13 protein-coding genes are annotated in these 14,121 nt (G+C 65.1%); 10 read left to right on the forward strand and 3 right to left on the reverse strand.

The features are described from left to right. Positions 1-199 precede the first annotated feature (199 nt). From fabD to FJ951_RS25000, 10 genes are all read left to right on the forward strand, one after another. Entirely contained in the window at positions 200-1,141 is a 942-nt protein-coding gene (gene fabD, locus FJ951_RS24955; protein WP_140517846.1) for an ACP S-malonyltransferase, read from the forward strand. Between the two features lie 132 nt (positions 1,142-1,273). Further along, positions 1,274-2,011, forward strand: coding sequence for a 3-oxoacyl-[acyl-carrier-protein] reductase (gene fabG / locus FJ951_RS24960; RefSeq protein WP_140494457.1), 738 nt, complete (start codon positions 1,274-1,276; stop codon positions 2,009-2,011). A 269-nt stretch (positions 2,012-2,280) separates the two neighbouring features. After that, positions 2,281-2,517 carry an acyl carrier protein gene (locus tag FJ951_RS24965; protein ID WP_006203723.1) on the forward strand — a complete coding sequence of 79 codons (237 nt, stop codon included), beginning with the start codon at positions 2,281-2,283 and terminating at the stop codon, positions 2,515-2,517. A 34-nt stretch (positions 2,518-2,551) separates the two neighbouring features. After that, positions 2,552-3,814: a beta-ketoacyl-ACP synthase II gene (gene fabF, locus FJ951_RS24970; protein WP_140494455.1), complete on the forward strand. Its 1,263-nt coding sequence runs from the start codon at positions 2,552-2,554 to the stop codon at positions 3,812-3,814. Between the two features lie 102 nt (positions 3,815-3,916). After that, on the forward strand, positions 3,917-5,125 hold the full coding sequence (gene mltG, locus FJ951_RS24975; RefSeq protein WP_140517847.1) for an endolytic transglycosylase MltG: 1,209 nt from the start codon (positions 3,917-3,919) through the stop codon (positions 5,123-5,125). 166 nt (positions 5,126-5,291) lie between these two features. After that, positions 5,292-6,182, forward strand: coding sequence for a YicC/YloC family endoribonuclease (locus FJ951_RS24980; RefSeq protein WP_140517848.1), 891 nt, complete (start codon positions 5,292-5,294; stop codon positions 6,180-6,182). 3 nt (positions 6,183-6,185) lie between these two features. Further along, positions 6,186-6,842 (forward strand): guanylate kinase, encoded by a 657-nt coding sequence (gmk, locus tag FJ951_RS24985; protein WP_140517849.1) that lies wholly within the window; start codon positions 6,186-6,188, stop codon positions 6,840-6,842. A 230-nt stretch (positions 6,843-7,072) separates the two neighbouring features. Continuing rightward, positions 7,073-8,449, forward strand: coding sequence for a cytochrome c (locus FJ951_RS24990; RefSeq protein WP_140517850.1), 1,377 nt, complete (start codon positions 7,073-7,075; stop codon positions 8,447-8,449). Beyond that, positions 8,446-8,949 carry a (2Fe-2S)-binding protein gene (locus tag FJ951_RS24995; protein ID WP_140517851.1) on the forward strand — a complete coding sequence of 168 codons (504 nt, stop codon included), beginning with the start codon at positions 8,446-8,448 and terminating at the stop codon, positions 8,947-8,949. Before FJ951_RS24990 ends, FJ951_RS24995 begins: the two co-directional genes overlap by 4 nt. Continuing rightward, positions 8,949-11,198, forward strand: a complete 2,250-nt coding sequence (locus tag FJ951_RS25000; RefSeq protein ID WP_140517852.1) for a molybdopterin cofactor-binding domain-containing protein — start codon at positions 8,949-8,951, stop codon at positions 11,196-11,198. Before FJ951_RS24995 ends, FJ951_RS25000 begins: the two co-directional genes overlap by 1 nt. A 57-nt stretch (positions 11,199-11,255) precedes the next feature. Here FJ951_RS25000 and rsmA read toward each other — a convergent pair whose 3' ends face one another. From rsmA to FJ951_RS25015, 3 genes are read right to left on the reverse strand one after another with little or no spacing between them, the layout of a single operon-like run. Further along, a complete protein-coding gene (rsmA, locus tag FJ951_RS25005; protein WP_140517853.1) occupies positions 11,256-12,092 on the reverse strand; it encodes a 16S rRNA (adenine(1518)-N(6)/adenine(1519)-N(6))-dimethyltransferase RsmA in 837 nt (278 codons plus the stop codon). 10 nt (positions 12,093-12,102) lie between these two features. Beyond that, positions 12,103-13,119: a 4-hydroxythreonine-4-phosphate dehydrogenase PdxA gene (gene pdxA / locus FJ951_RS25010; RefSeq protein WP_181172276.1), complete on the reverse strand. Its 1,017-nt coding sequence runs from the start codon at positions 13,117-13,119 to the stop codon at positions 12,103-12,105. Between the two features lie 13 nt (positions 13,120-13,132). Further along, complete coding sequence (locus FJ951_RS25015; RefSeq protein WP_181165136.1) at positions 13,133-14,065, reverse strand: peptidylprolyl isomerase; 933 nt, start codon at positions 14,063-14,065, stop codon at positions 13,133-13,135. Positions 14,066-14,121 lie beyond the last annotated feature (56 nt).

The following is a 14,121-nucleotide window of genomic DNA, read 5'->3' on the forward strand; positions in this document are numbered from 1 at the left end:
AAATAAGAAGAGCCAGCAAACGATTCGTGAGCGGTTTTCATCAGGAGTGATCGCCAAAAAGCCTTTTGGAACAGGCACTCGGCCGGCAAAGCTGCCAAGGGGCCGGGTCGAACCGGGCTTGACTTGGCAGGCCGCGTTGCGTCACAGGCAGGAAAATTCGTGTATCAGGCAAGCAGAACCGAGCTTTGGGAGCCCACACATGGCCGTTGCATTCACCTTTCCGGGACAAGGCAGCCAGGCTGTCGGCATGGGCAAGGACCTCGCCGATGCCTTCCCCGAGGCGCGTAGGGTTTTTAGCGAAGTCGACGACGCGCTCGGCGAAAACCTGTCGAAGCTGATCTGGGAAGGGCCGGAAGAGACGCTGACGCTCACCGCCAACGCGCAGCCGGCGCTGATGGCCGTATCGCTGGCCGCGATCAGGGCCTTGGAAGCGCGCGGCTTCTCGCTGAAGGACAAGATTACCTACGTCGCTGGCCATTCGCTGGGCGAATATTCGGCGCTTGCCGCCGCCGGCTTCGTCTCGGTTGCCGATGCCGCCAGGCTGCTGCGCATCCGCGGCAATGCCATGCAAGCGGCGGTGCCCGCCGGCGAAGGCGCCATGGCGGCGATCATCGGACTGGAGCAGGCCGATGTCGAAGCCGCCTGCGCCGAGGCTGCCAAAGGATCGGTCTGCCAGATCGCCAACGACAATGGCGGTGGCCAGCTGGTGATTTCCGGCGCCAAGGCAGCGGTCGAACTGGCTGCCAAACTGTGCACGGAAAAAGGCGCCAAGCGAGCGCTGATGCTGCAGGTCTCCGCGCCCTTCCATTCGGCGCTGATGGCGCCCGCCGCCGAGATCATGCGCGAGGCGCTGGCCGGGGTAACCAAGAACGCGCCTGTCGTGCCGCTCGTCTCCAATGTCACGGTCACTCCGACCAGCGATCCCGAAATCATTGCGCGCCGTCTGTTCGAACAGGTGATCGGCCGCGTGCGCTGGCGCGAGACGGTGGAGTGGTTCGGCGCGAACGGCGTCACCACGCTCTATGAAGTCGGCGCGGGAAAAGTGCTTTCAGGGCTGGCCCGGCGCATCAACCGCGAAATCGCCACGGCATCGGTCGGTTCCGCGGCCGAGGTCGAAACCGCACTGGCGGCGCTCGGGTGAGGCGCCGCGTGTGAATTTGATGGCGCGGCTTGTATCGCTGAAGATATTCCGTTGGTGATGGCAATCGGATACCCGCGAGACGTATACAGATAAGGTTGCTCGCTGAGCTTCCGAAACCAAAGAGGAAAACACATGTTCGAACTGACCGGCCGCAAGGCACTTGTCACCGGCGCGTCGGGAGGCATCGGCGAGGCGATCGCCAGGGTGCTGCATGCGCAAGGCGCCATCGTCGGCCTGCACGGCACGCGCGTCGAGAGACTGGAGGCGCTGGCCGCCGACCTGGGCGACCGGGTGAAGCTGTTTCCGGCCGACCTGTCGAACCGCGATGAGGTCAAGGCGCTCGGCCAGAAAGCGGAGGCCGATCTCGAGGGCGTCGACATCCTGGTCAACAATGCCGGCATCACCAAGGACGGGCTGTTCGTGCGGATGTCGGACGCCGACTGGGACAGCGTGCTCGAAGTCAATCTGACGGCCGTGTTCAGGCTGACGCGTGAGCTGACCCATCCGATGATGCGCCGTCGCCACGGCCGCATCATCAACATTACCTCGGTGGTCGGCGTCACCGGCAATCCCGGCCAGACCAACTACTGCGCCTCCAAGGCCGGCATGATCGGCTTTTCCAAATCGCTGGCGCAGGAGATCGCCACTCGCAGCATAACCGTCAACTGTGTCGCCCCGGGCTTCATCGAATCGGCGATGACCGACAAGCTCAACGACAAGCAGAAGGAGGCGATCATGGCCGCTATCCCGACGCGCCGCATGGGCACCAGCGCCGAAGTGGCGTCCGCCGTCGCTTATCTTGCCTCCAACGAGGCCGGCTACGTCACCGGCCAAACCATCCATGTGAACGGCGGCATGGCGATGATCTGATCGGGTCGGCCAAAGCATGCATTTCGGGCCGAGCCCGGGCATTCGCGGTGGCTTTGGGACGGCGACAGGCAACGCCTGGGCGGGCTGTGAAAAGCGACCATTTCGGCTTGGACGCCCACGATTTTTCGTGTAATGCGGCCCGCAACCCGGCGGTTCGGGCAAAAACCGGTCTGCGGCCATTGCGTTTCCGGCGGGACCATCTTTCAGCTTGATTAGCGGCATTCCGCCCGCTAACGAAGACAGACAACCAAAAGACGAGGATGCCCCAAATGAGTGACACCGCAGAGCGCGTCAAGAAGATTGTCATCGAGCACCTGGGCGTCGATGCCGACAAGGTGACGGAGCAGGCGAGCTTCATCGATGATCTGGGCGCCGACAGTCTCGACACGGTCGAACTCGTCATGGCGTTTGAAGAAGAATTCGGCGTCGAGATCCCCGATGACGCGGCTGAAACCATCCTGACGGTGGGCGATGCCGTGAAGTACATCGACAAGGCTTCGGCCTGACGCTTTCCGCAGTCATCACCGGGGAGGACCTGCGATGAGGCGTGTCGTCGTCACGGGCCTTGGGTTGCTGTCGCCGTTCGGCATGGGCTTCGAGCACAGCTGGAAGGAACTTCTGACCGGCCGCAGCGCCGCCAAGCGCATCACCGAGTTCGAGGTGGAGGATCTTGCCTGCAAGATCGCCCATGTCGTTCCGCGTGGTGACGGCAGCAACGCCACCTTCAATCCCGAGGCGGTGCTCGAGCCGAAGGAACTGCGCAAGATCGGCGACTTCATCCTGTACGGGATCGCAGCCGCCGACGAGGCGCTGAAGGATTCCGGCTGGCAGCCGAAGACCCATGCCGAGCAGTGCGCCACCGGTGTCCTGATCGGTTCGGGCATTGGCGGCATCGAAGGCATCGCCGAGAACGCGATGATCCTGAAGGAGCGCGGCCCGCGCCGCATCAGCCCCTTCTTCATCCCCGGCCAGATCATCAATCTCGTCTCCGGCCAGGTTTCGATCCGGCATGGGCTGAAAGGTCCCAACCATGCCGTCGTCACCGCTTGCTCGACCGGCGCGCATGCGATTGGCGATGCTGCCCGGCTGATCATCTGGGGCGATGCCGACGTCATGGTCGCCGGCGGCGCGGAAGCGCCGGTGACGCGACTGTCGATCGCTGGCTTCGCTGCCTGCCGTGCGCTGTCGACCGAGCGCAACGACGCGCCGCAAACGGCTTCGCGGCCCTATGACCGCGATCGCGACGGCTTCGTCATGGGCGAGGGCGCCGGCGTCGTCGTGCTTGAGGAACTCGAGCATGCCAAGGCGCGCGGCGCGAAGATCTATGCGGAAGTGACCGGCTACGGCCTGACCGGCGACGCCTATCACATCACCGCACCGGCTGAAGATGGCGACGGCGCATTCCGTTGCATGACGGCGGCGTTGAACCGGGCAAAGCTGACGCCCGCCGATGTCGATTACATCAACGCGCACGGCACTTCGACCATGGCCGACACGATCGAGCTCGGCGCGGTCGAGCGGCTGGTCGGCAATGCCGCATCGAAGATTTCGATGTCGTCGACCAAGTCGTCGATCGGCCATCTCCTCGGCGCGGCAGGGGCTGCCGAAGCGATCTTCTCGATCCTCGCCATCCGCGACAACATCGCGCCGGCGACCATCAACCTTGACAATCCGGAGCGTGAGACCGCGATCGACCTGGTGCCGAACAAGCCGCGTGCCCGCCAGATCGACGTGGCGTTGTCCAATTCCTTCGGCTTCGGCGGCACCAACGCTTCACTGGTCTTCCAGCGCTACAATGGCTGACCGTCCGCCTGCCGGACGGCGCTTCGGCGTGTCGTCAATTTTGCCATATTCGCCCCTACTCTGCCGCAGGGGATTCGTTGAGAGATCAAACGGTAGGGCGAAATGAACACAAATCCGGCCGGAAACGGAGAGTTCGGGCAAGGGCAGGCGACATCGGGACCGATCGTACCGAAGACAGCCGCCGAAGCCTTGCGGCCGGAGGCCGGCACGCCGCCGCCGAAGCGCTCGCGTGCTTCGCGCAGTCAGGTCGTCGTGTTCATGAACTTCGTCATCTCCTTGGTGATGCTGATGGTTCTGGCGGCGGGTGTCGCGCTTTACTTCGGCAAGCAGGAATTCACCGAGCCCGGCCCATCGGCCAATGGCGACACCTTCCTGGTCAAGCCCAACACCGGCGTCCAGGATATCGCCGACCAGCTCGAGCGGCGCGGCCTGATCAGCGACGCCCGCATATTCCGTCTTGGCGTACGCGCCTTCGGCAATGATTCGGCGCTGAAGGCCGGCGAATACGAGATCAAGCCCCGGGCGTCCATGCGCGACATCATGGAATTGCTGAAGAGCGGCAAGTCGGTCATGTACTCGCTGACCATTCCCGAAGGTCTGACGGTCGAGCAGGCGCTGGCGCGCATCGCAGGCGAGCCCGCCCTGAGCGGCGACATGCCGGCCACCGTGCCTCCAGAGGGCAGTCTCGCCACCGATACGCTGCGCTTCACGCGCGGCGCCACGCGCCAGCAGATGATCGACAAGCTGCTGGCCGACCAGAAGAGGCTGGTCGAGGAGGTCTGGCAGCGGCGCGCCGCCGACCTGCCGCTCGCCAGCATTGACGAGTTCGTCACGCTGGCCTCGATCGTGGAGAAGGAAACAGGCAAGGGCGATGAGCGTTCGCGCGTCGCCGCGGTCTTCTTGAACCGGCTGGCCAAGGGCATGCGCCTGCAATCCGATCCGACCATCATCTACGGTCTGTTCGGCGGCAAGGGCAAACCCGCCGACCGGCCGATCTATCAGTCGGACATCCAGAAGCCGACGCCCTACAACACCTATGTGATCAACGGCCTGCCGCCGACGCCTATCGCCAATCCCGGCCGCGCGGCGCTGGAGGCGGTAGCCAATCCATCAAAGACCGACGACCTCTATTTCGTTGCCGACGGCACTGGCGGACACGTCTTCGCCGCCACGCTTAACGAGCACAATGAAAACGTCGCGCGCTATCGAGCCCAGCAGAAGAAGCAGGTCGACGACGCGGCCAAGGCTGATGCCAAGGTGGAGGGGCAGACCGACGCGCCCATTGACGGCGACGCGGGGGCGGCCCAGTAGCGGCGCACGGTTTTTCCAGCTCGTCCACGCTGGTTGAAGGCAGGGGCGTTTGGATTTATCGGGGCGCCTCGTAAGCCGATTGGCAGGCGGGCATTCGGCTTTCTGAAGGTGCGCGAGGCCGGATCACGCAGTATCCGTAATACGCGCCAGGGGGTATGCAGGCACGATGAATTTGCAGAGCATGACCGGGTTTGCGCGTGCTGTCGCCGAACATGACGGCACCTCGATTGCCTGGGAGGTCAAATCCGTCAACGGCAAGAGCGTCGAGGTGCGGCTGCGGCTGCCGCAGGGCTTCGAGCGGCTGGAGCCGGCCATCAGGCAGACGCTTCAGAAACGTTTCGCGCGCGGCAATTTTCAGGCGACGCTGACCATCACGCGCGCCGCCGGAATGCAGTCCCAGCCCGTTGTCAACGAGGCCTTCCTCAAGGACCTGGCCGGGCTCGCCAAGCGGATCGAGGAACAATTTGGTGTTGCTCCTGCGACCGCCGATGGATTGTTGTCGCTGCGCGGCGTGCTCGATATTCCCGAGACCACCGAAACCGAGGATGTGCGCACGGCGCTCGAGAACGCCGTCATGGCGGCACTCGAGGTGGCGCTGGAGGGGCTGGAGCGGTCCCGCCAGGGTGAGGGCGCGGCACTTCGCACGCTTCTGCTGGGCCACATCGACGCCATCGAGGCGCTGACGCTGGGCGCTGAAGCGGATCCGTCGCGCGAACCGGCGGCCATCCGCGAGCGCCTCGCCGAACAGGTGCGGCTCTTGATGGATGCTTCGGCCAACCTCGATGTCGGCCGCTTGCACCAGGAAGCCGCCTTCCTCGCCACCAAGGCCGATATTCGCGAGGAGATCGACCGCTTGAAGACGCATGTGACGTCCGGTCGTGCATTGCTTTCCGGCGGCGGCGCCATCGGACGCAAGCTCGATTTTCTGGCACAGGAATTTAACCGCGAATCGAATACGCTGTGCTCAAAGTCGAACGCTGCCGCGGTCACCGCCATTGGACTGGAACTGAAGGCCGTGGTCGATCAGTTCCGTGAACAGGTCCAGAATCTGGAGTAGCCGATGGTCGCCAGGGATTTAGGGTCCCGCATTCGCCGCCGGGGCCTGATGCTCGTGCTGTCGTCGCCGTCGGGCGCGGGCAAGTCGACGATTGCGCGCAACCTTCTGGAAAGCGATTCCAGCCTCGAATTGTCGGTCTCCGTCACCACCAGGCCTCGCCGCGGCTCGGAGATCGAAGGCGTTCACTATCATTTCCGCACCATGCGCGCGTTCGAGCGGCTGCGCGATTCCGACGCCCTGCTCGAATGGGCGGAGGTGCATGGCAATTGCTACGCGACACCGCGCGAGCCGGCGGAACTTGCGCTCGCTCAAGGGCGCGACATGCTGTTCGACATCGATTGGCAAGGTGCCCAGCAGCTCAAGGAAAAGATGCGCGCCGACATTGTCTCGATCTTCATCCTGCCGCCGTCGATGAAGGAGTTGAAGGCAAGGCTGAAGCGCCGCGCCGAGGACCAGGAAGCGGTGATCGAGACGCGGCTGAAGAACGCGCGCAACGAGATCGAGCACTGGAAGGAGTATGATTTCGTCATCGTCAACGATGATCTCGATCGCGCCTTCGCCGAAGTGCGCGGCATCGTTGTCGCCGAGCGGCTGCGGCGCGATCGTCGGCCCGGCTTGTTCGATTTCGTCTCGGGACTTTTGGACGAGAAGACGAGCTAGCACTTTGCTTTGCCCACGAAGATGGGCCGGCGGACAAGCCGAAGGCCGGCAGCACCAAACGATGTGCCCGGGCAGGCGCCTGTCCTGCAAGATGCGCTTTTCGGCGCCATAAATCAGACAATTGACGAAGAGGGCAACGCCCCTAGTTTCTCCCGCACGAACGCGTGCGCGGCGCCGGTAACGGCCGGGGCGGCAGCGTTTCAGCGTACCGCCATGAGGGAGAGCAGATCTTGAAACGCTTCTGGCTGGGCGTTCTTGCCATCATCATTGTCTGCGGCGCCGGATTTTTCGCCTATGCCTGGAAGCCGGCAATCGATCCTGTCGAGCCGCCGCAACGATCGTCGTTCGACCCGGCGTTGATCGAGAAAGGCGCTGTGCTGGCCTCGGTCGGCAATTGCACCTCCTGCCACACCAGGCCCGATGAAAAGTCCTTTGCCGGCGGGCTCGCCGTGCCGACGCCGTTCGGCACCATCTATTCGACCAACATCACGCCAGATCCGCAGACCGGCATAGGCCGCTGGTCGCAGGCAGCCTTCAACCGCGCCATGCGCGAAGGCGTCGACCGCGAGGGCAGGCATCTCTACCCGGCCTTCCCATTCGATCATTTCACGCGTGTCTCCGATGAGGACAACCGCGCGCTCTACGCCTATCTGATGACGCGCCAGCCGGTGAACAACCGGCCGCCTCCGAACGAGTTGCCTTTCCCGCTCGATATGCGCCTGGTGCTGGCCGGCTGGAAGCTGCTGTTCTTCGACAGGGGCGCCTATCAAAACGATGCTTCACAAAGCGCGCAGTGGAACCGCGGCGCCTATCTGGTCGATGGGCTCGGGCATTGCGGCGCCTGCCACACGCCGCGCAATCGGTTCGGCGCGGAAGAGAAGGGTTCGCACATGGCCGGCGGCGAGGCGGAAGGCTGGACGGCATTTGCGCTCGACGGCACTTCACCGGCGCCGATACCATGGACGCATGACAGCCTGTTTGCCTATCTCAGGCAAGGCTGGCATGCCGACCACGGCGTCGCCAATGGCCCGATGGGCGAAGTGACGGGCAATCTCGGCCGGCTTCCCGATGCCGACATCGACGCCATGGCCACTTACGTCATGTCGCTCATGGGCGAACCATCCGCCGAACGGACGGCAGCCGCGCAGGCCATCCGCGGCCGCGCCGCGGCCGACCCGGCGTCCACCGCCGCCGTGGTGCCGACATCCGCCGATACGCCGGCGGCGCGTGGAGCCGTCATCTACCAGGCCGCATGCGCCACCTGCCACGACGGCGGCCGTCCGCCGCCTTTTGGCGGTATCAATTTCCATCTGTCGAGCGCGGTCAACGCGCCAGATCCGCAGAACGTCATCAACACCGTGCTGTTCGGCCTGCCGGCGGCGGGTGGACGCCCGAGCGCGATCATGCCGGGATTCGCGGCGACGCTGAAGGACGACCAGGTAAACGACTTGCTGGCCTATCTGCGCGATGCCTTTGCCGGCAAGCCGGCCTCGCAGGATGCGGCCGCCAGGATCGCCGACACCAGGAGCGGAAAATACCAGGTCAGCGTCCGGCCCTCGGACGGCATCGAGCGCGGCCCGGACAATGTAGGAGCGAAGGACAGATGATCAATCTCAATGTCAACGGCACCTCCCACGACGTCGACGTCGATCCCGCGACGCCGCTGCTTTACGTGCTGCGCAACGATTTGAAGCTGAACGGCGCCAAGTTCGGCTGCGGCCTTGGCCAATGCGGCGCCTGCACGGTGATGGTCGACGGCAAGCCCGTCTTCTCCTGCCTGACGCCAGCGATGCTGGTGGAGGGCCGCGAGGTCAAGACGGTCGAAGGTTTGGGCACGATCGAGAACCCCGGCCCGATGCAGAAAGCGTTCATCGAGGAGCAGGCGGCGCAATGCGGTTATTGCATCGCCGGCATGATGATGCGGGCGCAAGCGCTGCTCGAGGCCAAACCCGATGCCGGTGAGGCCGATATCAGGCAGGCGCTGGAACCCAACCTCTGCCGCTGTGGCACCCATATACGCATCCTGCGGGCCGTGAGCCGCGCGCGCGACCTGATGAAATCGAAATCGGCTGGCTTGGCGCCGGCTGCGGCCGCGGGGAGGGCATGATGAACGCGCCAACCTTTCCCGAGCTGACACGACGCGGCTTTCTCGCCGGAACCGGCGCGCTGGTCGTGTCCTTCACCATTCCCGTGCAGGCTCAGGAGGCGGCGCCCTCGGCACAGACGCCCGCGACGCCGGCCCCGGCCAAGAAACTGCCGGGCAGCCTTGCCGATACCCCCTCGCTCGACGCCTGGATCAGGTTGGATGCCGACGGTTCGATCACCGTCTTCACCGGCAAGGCCGAACTCGGTCAAGGCACCAGGACGTCGCTACGCCAGATCGCCGCCGAAGAACTGGAGGTCGAGCCGGCTTCCATCAAGCTCATCACCGCCGACACCGCGCTGACTCCTAACGAAGGCTATACCGCCGGCAGCCAGACGATCCAGAACAGCGGCACCGCCATACGCTACGCCTCGGCACAGGTGCGCCAGATCCTTATCGCCAAGGCCAGCGAAAAGCTCGGCGTTCCGGCCGACCAGCTCAAGGCGGCAAGCGGTAGGATCACCGGGTCGGACGGGAAGTCCGTGGGCTATGGCGAACTCGTGGTGGCGGATTTGCTGCATGTGGACGCATCGGCCGACACGGCGCTGAAATCGCCGGACAGTTATCACGCGATCGGCAAGCCGTTCGCCCGCGTCGATATTCCGGCAAAGGTGACGGGCGGCGAGGCCTATGTGCAGGACATGCGGCTTCCCGGCATGGTGCATGCCCGCGTCGTTCGCCCACCAAGCTATTCGGCCAAGCTCGTCAGCGTCGACGAGGCCGGCATCAAGACGATGCCCGGCGTGCTGGCGGTAATCCGCGACGGCGACTTCCTGGCCGTGGTGGCCAAGCAGGAATTCCAGGCGGTCCAGGCCATGCGCGCCATGGCCGCCAAGGCGAAGTGGCAGGAGCAGCCGGTCTTGCCGGACCAGGACAATATCCCCGCCTTCCTCGAACGCTCGGTCGCCGAGGTCGGCACCGTGACTTCGGTCGGCGCGGAAACGGCAGCCGGCGCAAAGACGCTGCAGGCGCAGTTCACCCGCGCCTACCAGATGCATGGGTCGATCGGCCCTTCCGCTGCCGTTGCCCTGTCGGACAAGGGCCTCATCACGGTGTGGACGCACACGCAAGGCGTCTATCCAGACCGCAAGGCGATCGCCGAGATGCTCGGCGTCGGGCCGGAAAAGGTGCGCTGCATCCACACCGAGGGATCAGGCTGCTACGGCCACAATGGTGCCGACGACGCGGCGGCCGACGCCGCGCTGATCGCGCAGGCGCTGCCCGGCACGCCGGTGCGCGTGCAGTGGATGCGCGATCAGGAGCATTTGTGGGAGCCCTATGGCCCTGGCATGCTGACGCGCGCCAGCGCAACGCTCGACGCCGGCGGCAAGATCGTCAACTGGCACTATGATCTGTGGAGCAACAGTCACGGCACGCGGCCGGGAACGGCAGGTTCGCTGATCGCCGGCCGGCTGGTGGCGAAGCATTTCCCGCCCGATCCGGCCAAGCTGCAGATCTCGCCGCTCGGCAATGGCGACCGCAACGCCATCCCGCTATACGACGTGCCGAACCAGCGGGTGAACTGGCATTTCGTCGCCGACATGCCGGTGCGCGTCTCGTCGCTGCGCGGTCTCGGCGCCTACTGCAACGTCTTCTCGATCGAAAGCTTCATGGACGAGCTGGCGCTCGCGGCCGGCGCCGACCCGGTGGAATACCGGCTGAGGCACATGAAGGACCCGCGCGCCAGGAAGGTGATCGAGGTTGCGGCTCAAAAATTCGGCTGGAGCAATGATCCTATGCCGGAGGGCCGCGGTCGGGGGTTCGCCTTCGCCAAGTACAAGAACCACGCCGCCTATCTCGCGGTCGCGCTTGAAGCGGAGGTCGATCGCGACAGCGGTGCCATCGCCATCTCGCATGTGGTCTCGGCGGTCGACTGCGGCGAAGCGGTGGCGCCGGATTCGATCGTCAACCAGACCGAAGGCGGTATCCTGCAGTCAATGAGCTGGACGCTCTACGAGGCCGTCCATTTCGACGACACCCGCATCCTGAGCGCGGATTGGTCGGCCTATCCGATCCTGCGCTTCAGCGCCGTTCCCGACAGCGTGGAAGTGCATGTCGTCGACAATCCCGGCACGCCCTATCTCGGCGTCGCGGAAGCAGCGCAGGGCCCGACCGCCGGCGCGATCGCCAACGCCTTCCGCCATGCGGCGGGAAAACGCATTTATGACCTGCCCTACACGCGCGAGCGCGTTAAAGCGGTGTTGGGCGTGTAGTTCGAAGCATGCGCTCGACAAGGACCGGATTGCTCTGCGCTTCCACGGCCGGCGGCATTACACCGCATTGGTCAGCCGCACGAACTCCTCGACATCGAGCGTCTCGGCGCGCCGGGTCGGGTCGATCCCGGCGCGTTCGAGCAGGGTCTCGCCGCCGAGGCTCTTCACGCTCTGCCGCAGCATCTTTCGGCGCTGGCCGAAGGCGGCTTCCGTGACGCGGCCGAGTTTTTTCACGTCGGCGCATAGCGGTGTCACACGCGGCTCGAGATGGACCACGGAGGAGGTCACCTTGGGCGGCGGTGTGAACGCCTGGGGCGGCACGTCGAACGCTATCCTGGCCTGCGTGCGCCACCCCGCCAGCACGCCGAGCCTGCCATAGGCCTCGCTGCCAGGCGCGGCGACGATACGCTGGGCCACCTCACGCTGGAACATCAGGGTCATCGAGGCATAGAAGGGAGGCCAATCCGCGACGGTCAGCCAGCGGACCAGCAGTTCCGTGCCGATATTGTAGGGCAGGTTGGCCACGATCCTGACCGGACCGCCGTCTCCGGCGGTCGCGGCAAGCGTCGGGAAGTCGATCTTCAGAGCGTCGCCGGAAACGACCTCCAGCCGTCCGGGATAATGGGCCGATATCTCGGCGAGGGCCGCCAGGCAGCGTTCGTCGCGCTCGATGGCGACGACCTTGCGCGCGCCGTTGAAAAGCAGGGCCCTTGTCAACCCGCCAGGGCCGGGGCCGACCTCGATTACGGTCGTCTCCGCCAGGCTGCCGGCGGCGCGCGCTATCTTGCCGGTCAGGTTGAGGTCGAACAGAAAATTCTGGCCCAGTGCCTTCTTTGCCTGCAAACCGTGGCGCTCGATGACCTCGCGCAGCGGCGGCAGCCCATCCATGCTCATGAGTTGAGCCTCATTGCGTGACAAATTTGGCGTCGGTGTCGGCCAGCTGCCGTGCAAGCCGCAGCGCCGCCATCAGGCTGTCGGGCCGGGCGATGCCCTTGCCGGCGATATCGAAGGCGGTGCCGTGGTCGGGCGACGTGCGGATGAAGGGCAGGCCGAGCGTGACGTTGACCGCTTCGTCGAAGGCCAGCGCCTTGGCCGGTATCAGCGCCTGGTCGTGATACATGCACAGCGCCACGTCGTAGCCGGCCCGGGCCCGGGCATGGAACAAGGTATCCGCGGGCAACGGCCCGAACGCGTCGATGCCTTCGGCTCGCAGGATCTCGATTGCCGGTCGGATGATGCGCTGGTCCTCCAGGCCCATGGAGCCATCCTCGCCCGCATGCGGGTTGAGGCCGGCGATGGCGAGCCGTGGGTTGGCGATGCCAAAGCGGTCCCTGAGGTCGGCGGCGGTGACCCGCGTCGTGGCGAGGATCAGGTCGGTGGTCAGCGCCTTCGGCACTTCGGCCAGCGCGATGTGAATGGTGACGGGAACGGTGCGCAGGTCGGGGCCTGCCAGCATCATCACCGGCATCGCTTCCACGCCGCTGTGCTGCGCCGCCAGATACGCCAGATATTCGGTGTGGCCGGGAAAGCGGAAGCCGGCGTCGTAGAGCGGCTTCTTGGCGATCGGGCAGGTGACGACGGCCGCGGCGTCGCCGGCGAGGCTAGCGGCCACCGCCCGATCGATCGCTTCGATGATACCCGCCGCATTGGCCGGGTCCGGCTGGCCGGGGCTGTCGATGAAGCGGGCAGCCAGCGTAACGACCGGCAGTGCGTGGCCAAAGACCTCGGTTGCCTGCGCTGGCGTCGTTTCCTCGATAGGCAGCGAAACGCCGAGGCGGCGCGCCCGCGAGGCGATCAGCGCGGGATCGGCGAGGAGATAGAAGGGCGGAAGGGCTGCGGCTGTACGCGCCAGAAACGCGGCAATCGCGATTTCCGGCCCGATGCCGGATGGATCGCCGACGCTCAACGCCAGCGCGCGCATCGCCCTGTCCACCTCAGCGCTTGACGATGCGGGCTTTTGCCTTCAGCTCGTCGACATATTTCTTGCTGAGATCGTCGGCCGCCTTGTCGTTGGAGCCTTCGCTCTGGAACACCATCTGGGCGACCTTGTCGTCGGACACCTCGCGCGACGAACAGATGCCGATGAACTCGACACCGCGCTCCGTTTGGCGGGTAGGCGTGGCGCCGCCAACCTTGGTGGCCTTGATCTGCTCGGCCCAGTCCGGCGGCAGTTGCGGCGCCAGCACCCGGCCGAGATCGCGAACCGTGACGTCGATCAGGCCCTTGGCGAACTGCCGCGTCGTGTTGCAGCCGTTGAAGCGGGCACGCATGGCGTCGGCTTCGCGCTTGCGCTTGCCCAGCGTCGCGCTGCGTTCGGCCGCCGGCACGACGAAGATGACCTGCTGGAGCATGTATTCAGTGGCGCTCGGCTTGGAGCCGCCCTTGTCGAGCATGCGCCTGACCGCGTCCTGCTCGGTCACGCTGCCGCCCTCGCCGGAACGGTACCGCGCGCTCAAGGCCTGATTCCAGGCCATCTGGGCGCGGATGAACTCCTTGAAATGGCCCTTGCTGACGCCGGACTTTTCCATGACGCCGTCGAGCTGGCTGAGCTGCATCTTGTTGCTCGAGGCAAAGCGCTGGTACGCGGCCTCGACCTGCGCGTCGCTGATGTGAATCCCAAGCCGTCTGGCTTCGGCCATGCGCAAGGTCTGATCGATCATTTCCTGGCCGGCGTCGCCCTTCTTGCGCTGCAGCTTGAGGAAGGCGGCGCGATGCGCGATGTCGCCGCTGGTGATCGGTATGTCGTTGACGACGTACTTGATCTCGCTGGCGAAAGCCGGCGGCGTGATGACGGTCATCGACACGGATGTCGCCACCACAAGCAGCGCCAACCCTGCTGAAAAGAGGTATTTCCTCATCGCAAACATCCCAATTCTATCCCGGTCCCGCCCAACTTCATCCTTCTTCGGGGTTTGTGAAGTCC

This window comes from Mesorhizobium sp. B2-2-3 (genome assembly GCF_006442405.1).
Taxonomy (GTDB): domain Bacteria; phylum Pseudomonadota; class Alphaproteobacteria; order Rhizobiales; family Rhizobiaceae; genus Mesorhizobium.

What these genes read in the sequence shown, in the direction of transcription:
- fabD (WP_140517846.1), top strand. Translation starts at nt 200, where the DNA reads ATGGCCGTTGCATTCACCTTTCCGGGACAAGGCAGCCAGGCTGTCGGC.
- fabG (WP_140494457.1), top strand. Translation starts at nt 1,274, where the DNA reads ATGTTCGAACTGACCGGCCGCAAGGCACTTGTCACCGGCGCGTCGGGA.
- FJ951_RS24965 (WP_006203723.1), top strand. Translation starts at nt 2,281, where the DNA reads ATGAGTGACACCGCAGAGCGCGTCAAGAAGATTGTCATCGAGCACCTG.
- fabF (WP_140494455.1), top strand. Translation starts at nt 2,552, where the DNA reads ATGAGGCGTGTCGTCGTCACGGGCCTTGGGTTGCTGTCGCCGTTCGGC.
- mltG (WP_140517847.1), top strand. Translation starts at nt 3,917, where the DNA reads ATGAACACAAATCCGGCCGGAAACGGAGAGTTCGGGCAAGGGCAGGCG.
- FJ951_RS24980 (WP_140517848.1), top strand. Translation starts at nt 5,292, where the DNA reads ATGAATTTGCAGAGCATGACCGGGTTTGCGCGTGCTGTCGCCGAACAT.
- gmk (WP_140517849.1), top strand. Translation starts at nt 6,186, where the DNA reads ATGGTCGCCAGGGATTTAGGGTCCCGCATTCGCCGCCGGGGCCTGATG.
- FJ951_RS24995 (WP_140517851.1), top strand. Translation starts at nt 8,446, where the DNA reads ATGATCAATCTCAATGTCAACGGCACCTCCCACGACGTCGACGTCGAT.
- FJ951_RS25000 (WP_140517852.1), top strand. Translation starts at nt 8,949, where the DNA reads ATGAACGCGCCAACCTTTCCCGAGCTGACACGACGCGGCTTTCTCGCC.
- rsmA (WP_140517853.1), bottom strand. Translation starts at nt 12,092, where the DNA reads ATGAGCATGGATGGGCTGCCGCCGCTGCGCGAGGTCATCGAGCGCCAC.
- pdxA (WP_181172276.1), bottom strand. Translation starts at nt 13,119, where the DNA reads ATGCGCGCGCTGGCGTTGAGCGTCGGCGATCCATCCGGCATCGGGCCG.
- FJ951_RS25015 (WP_181165136.1), bottom strand. Translation starts at nt 14,065, where the DNA reads ATGTTTGCGATGAGGAAATACCTCTTTTCAGCAGGGTTGGCGCTGCTT.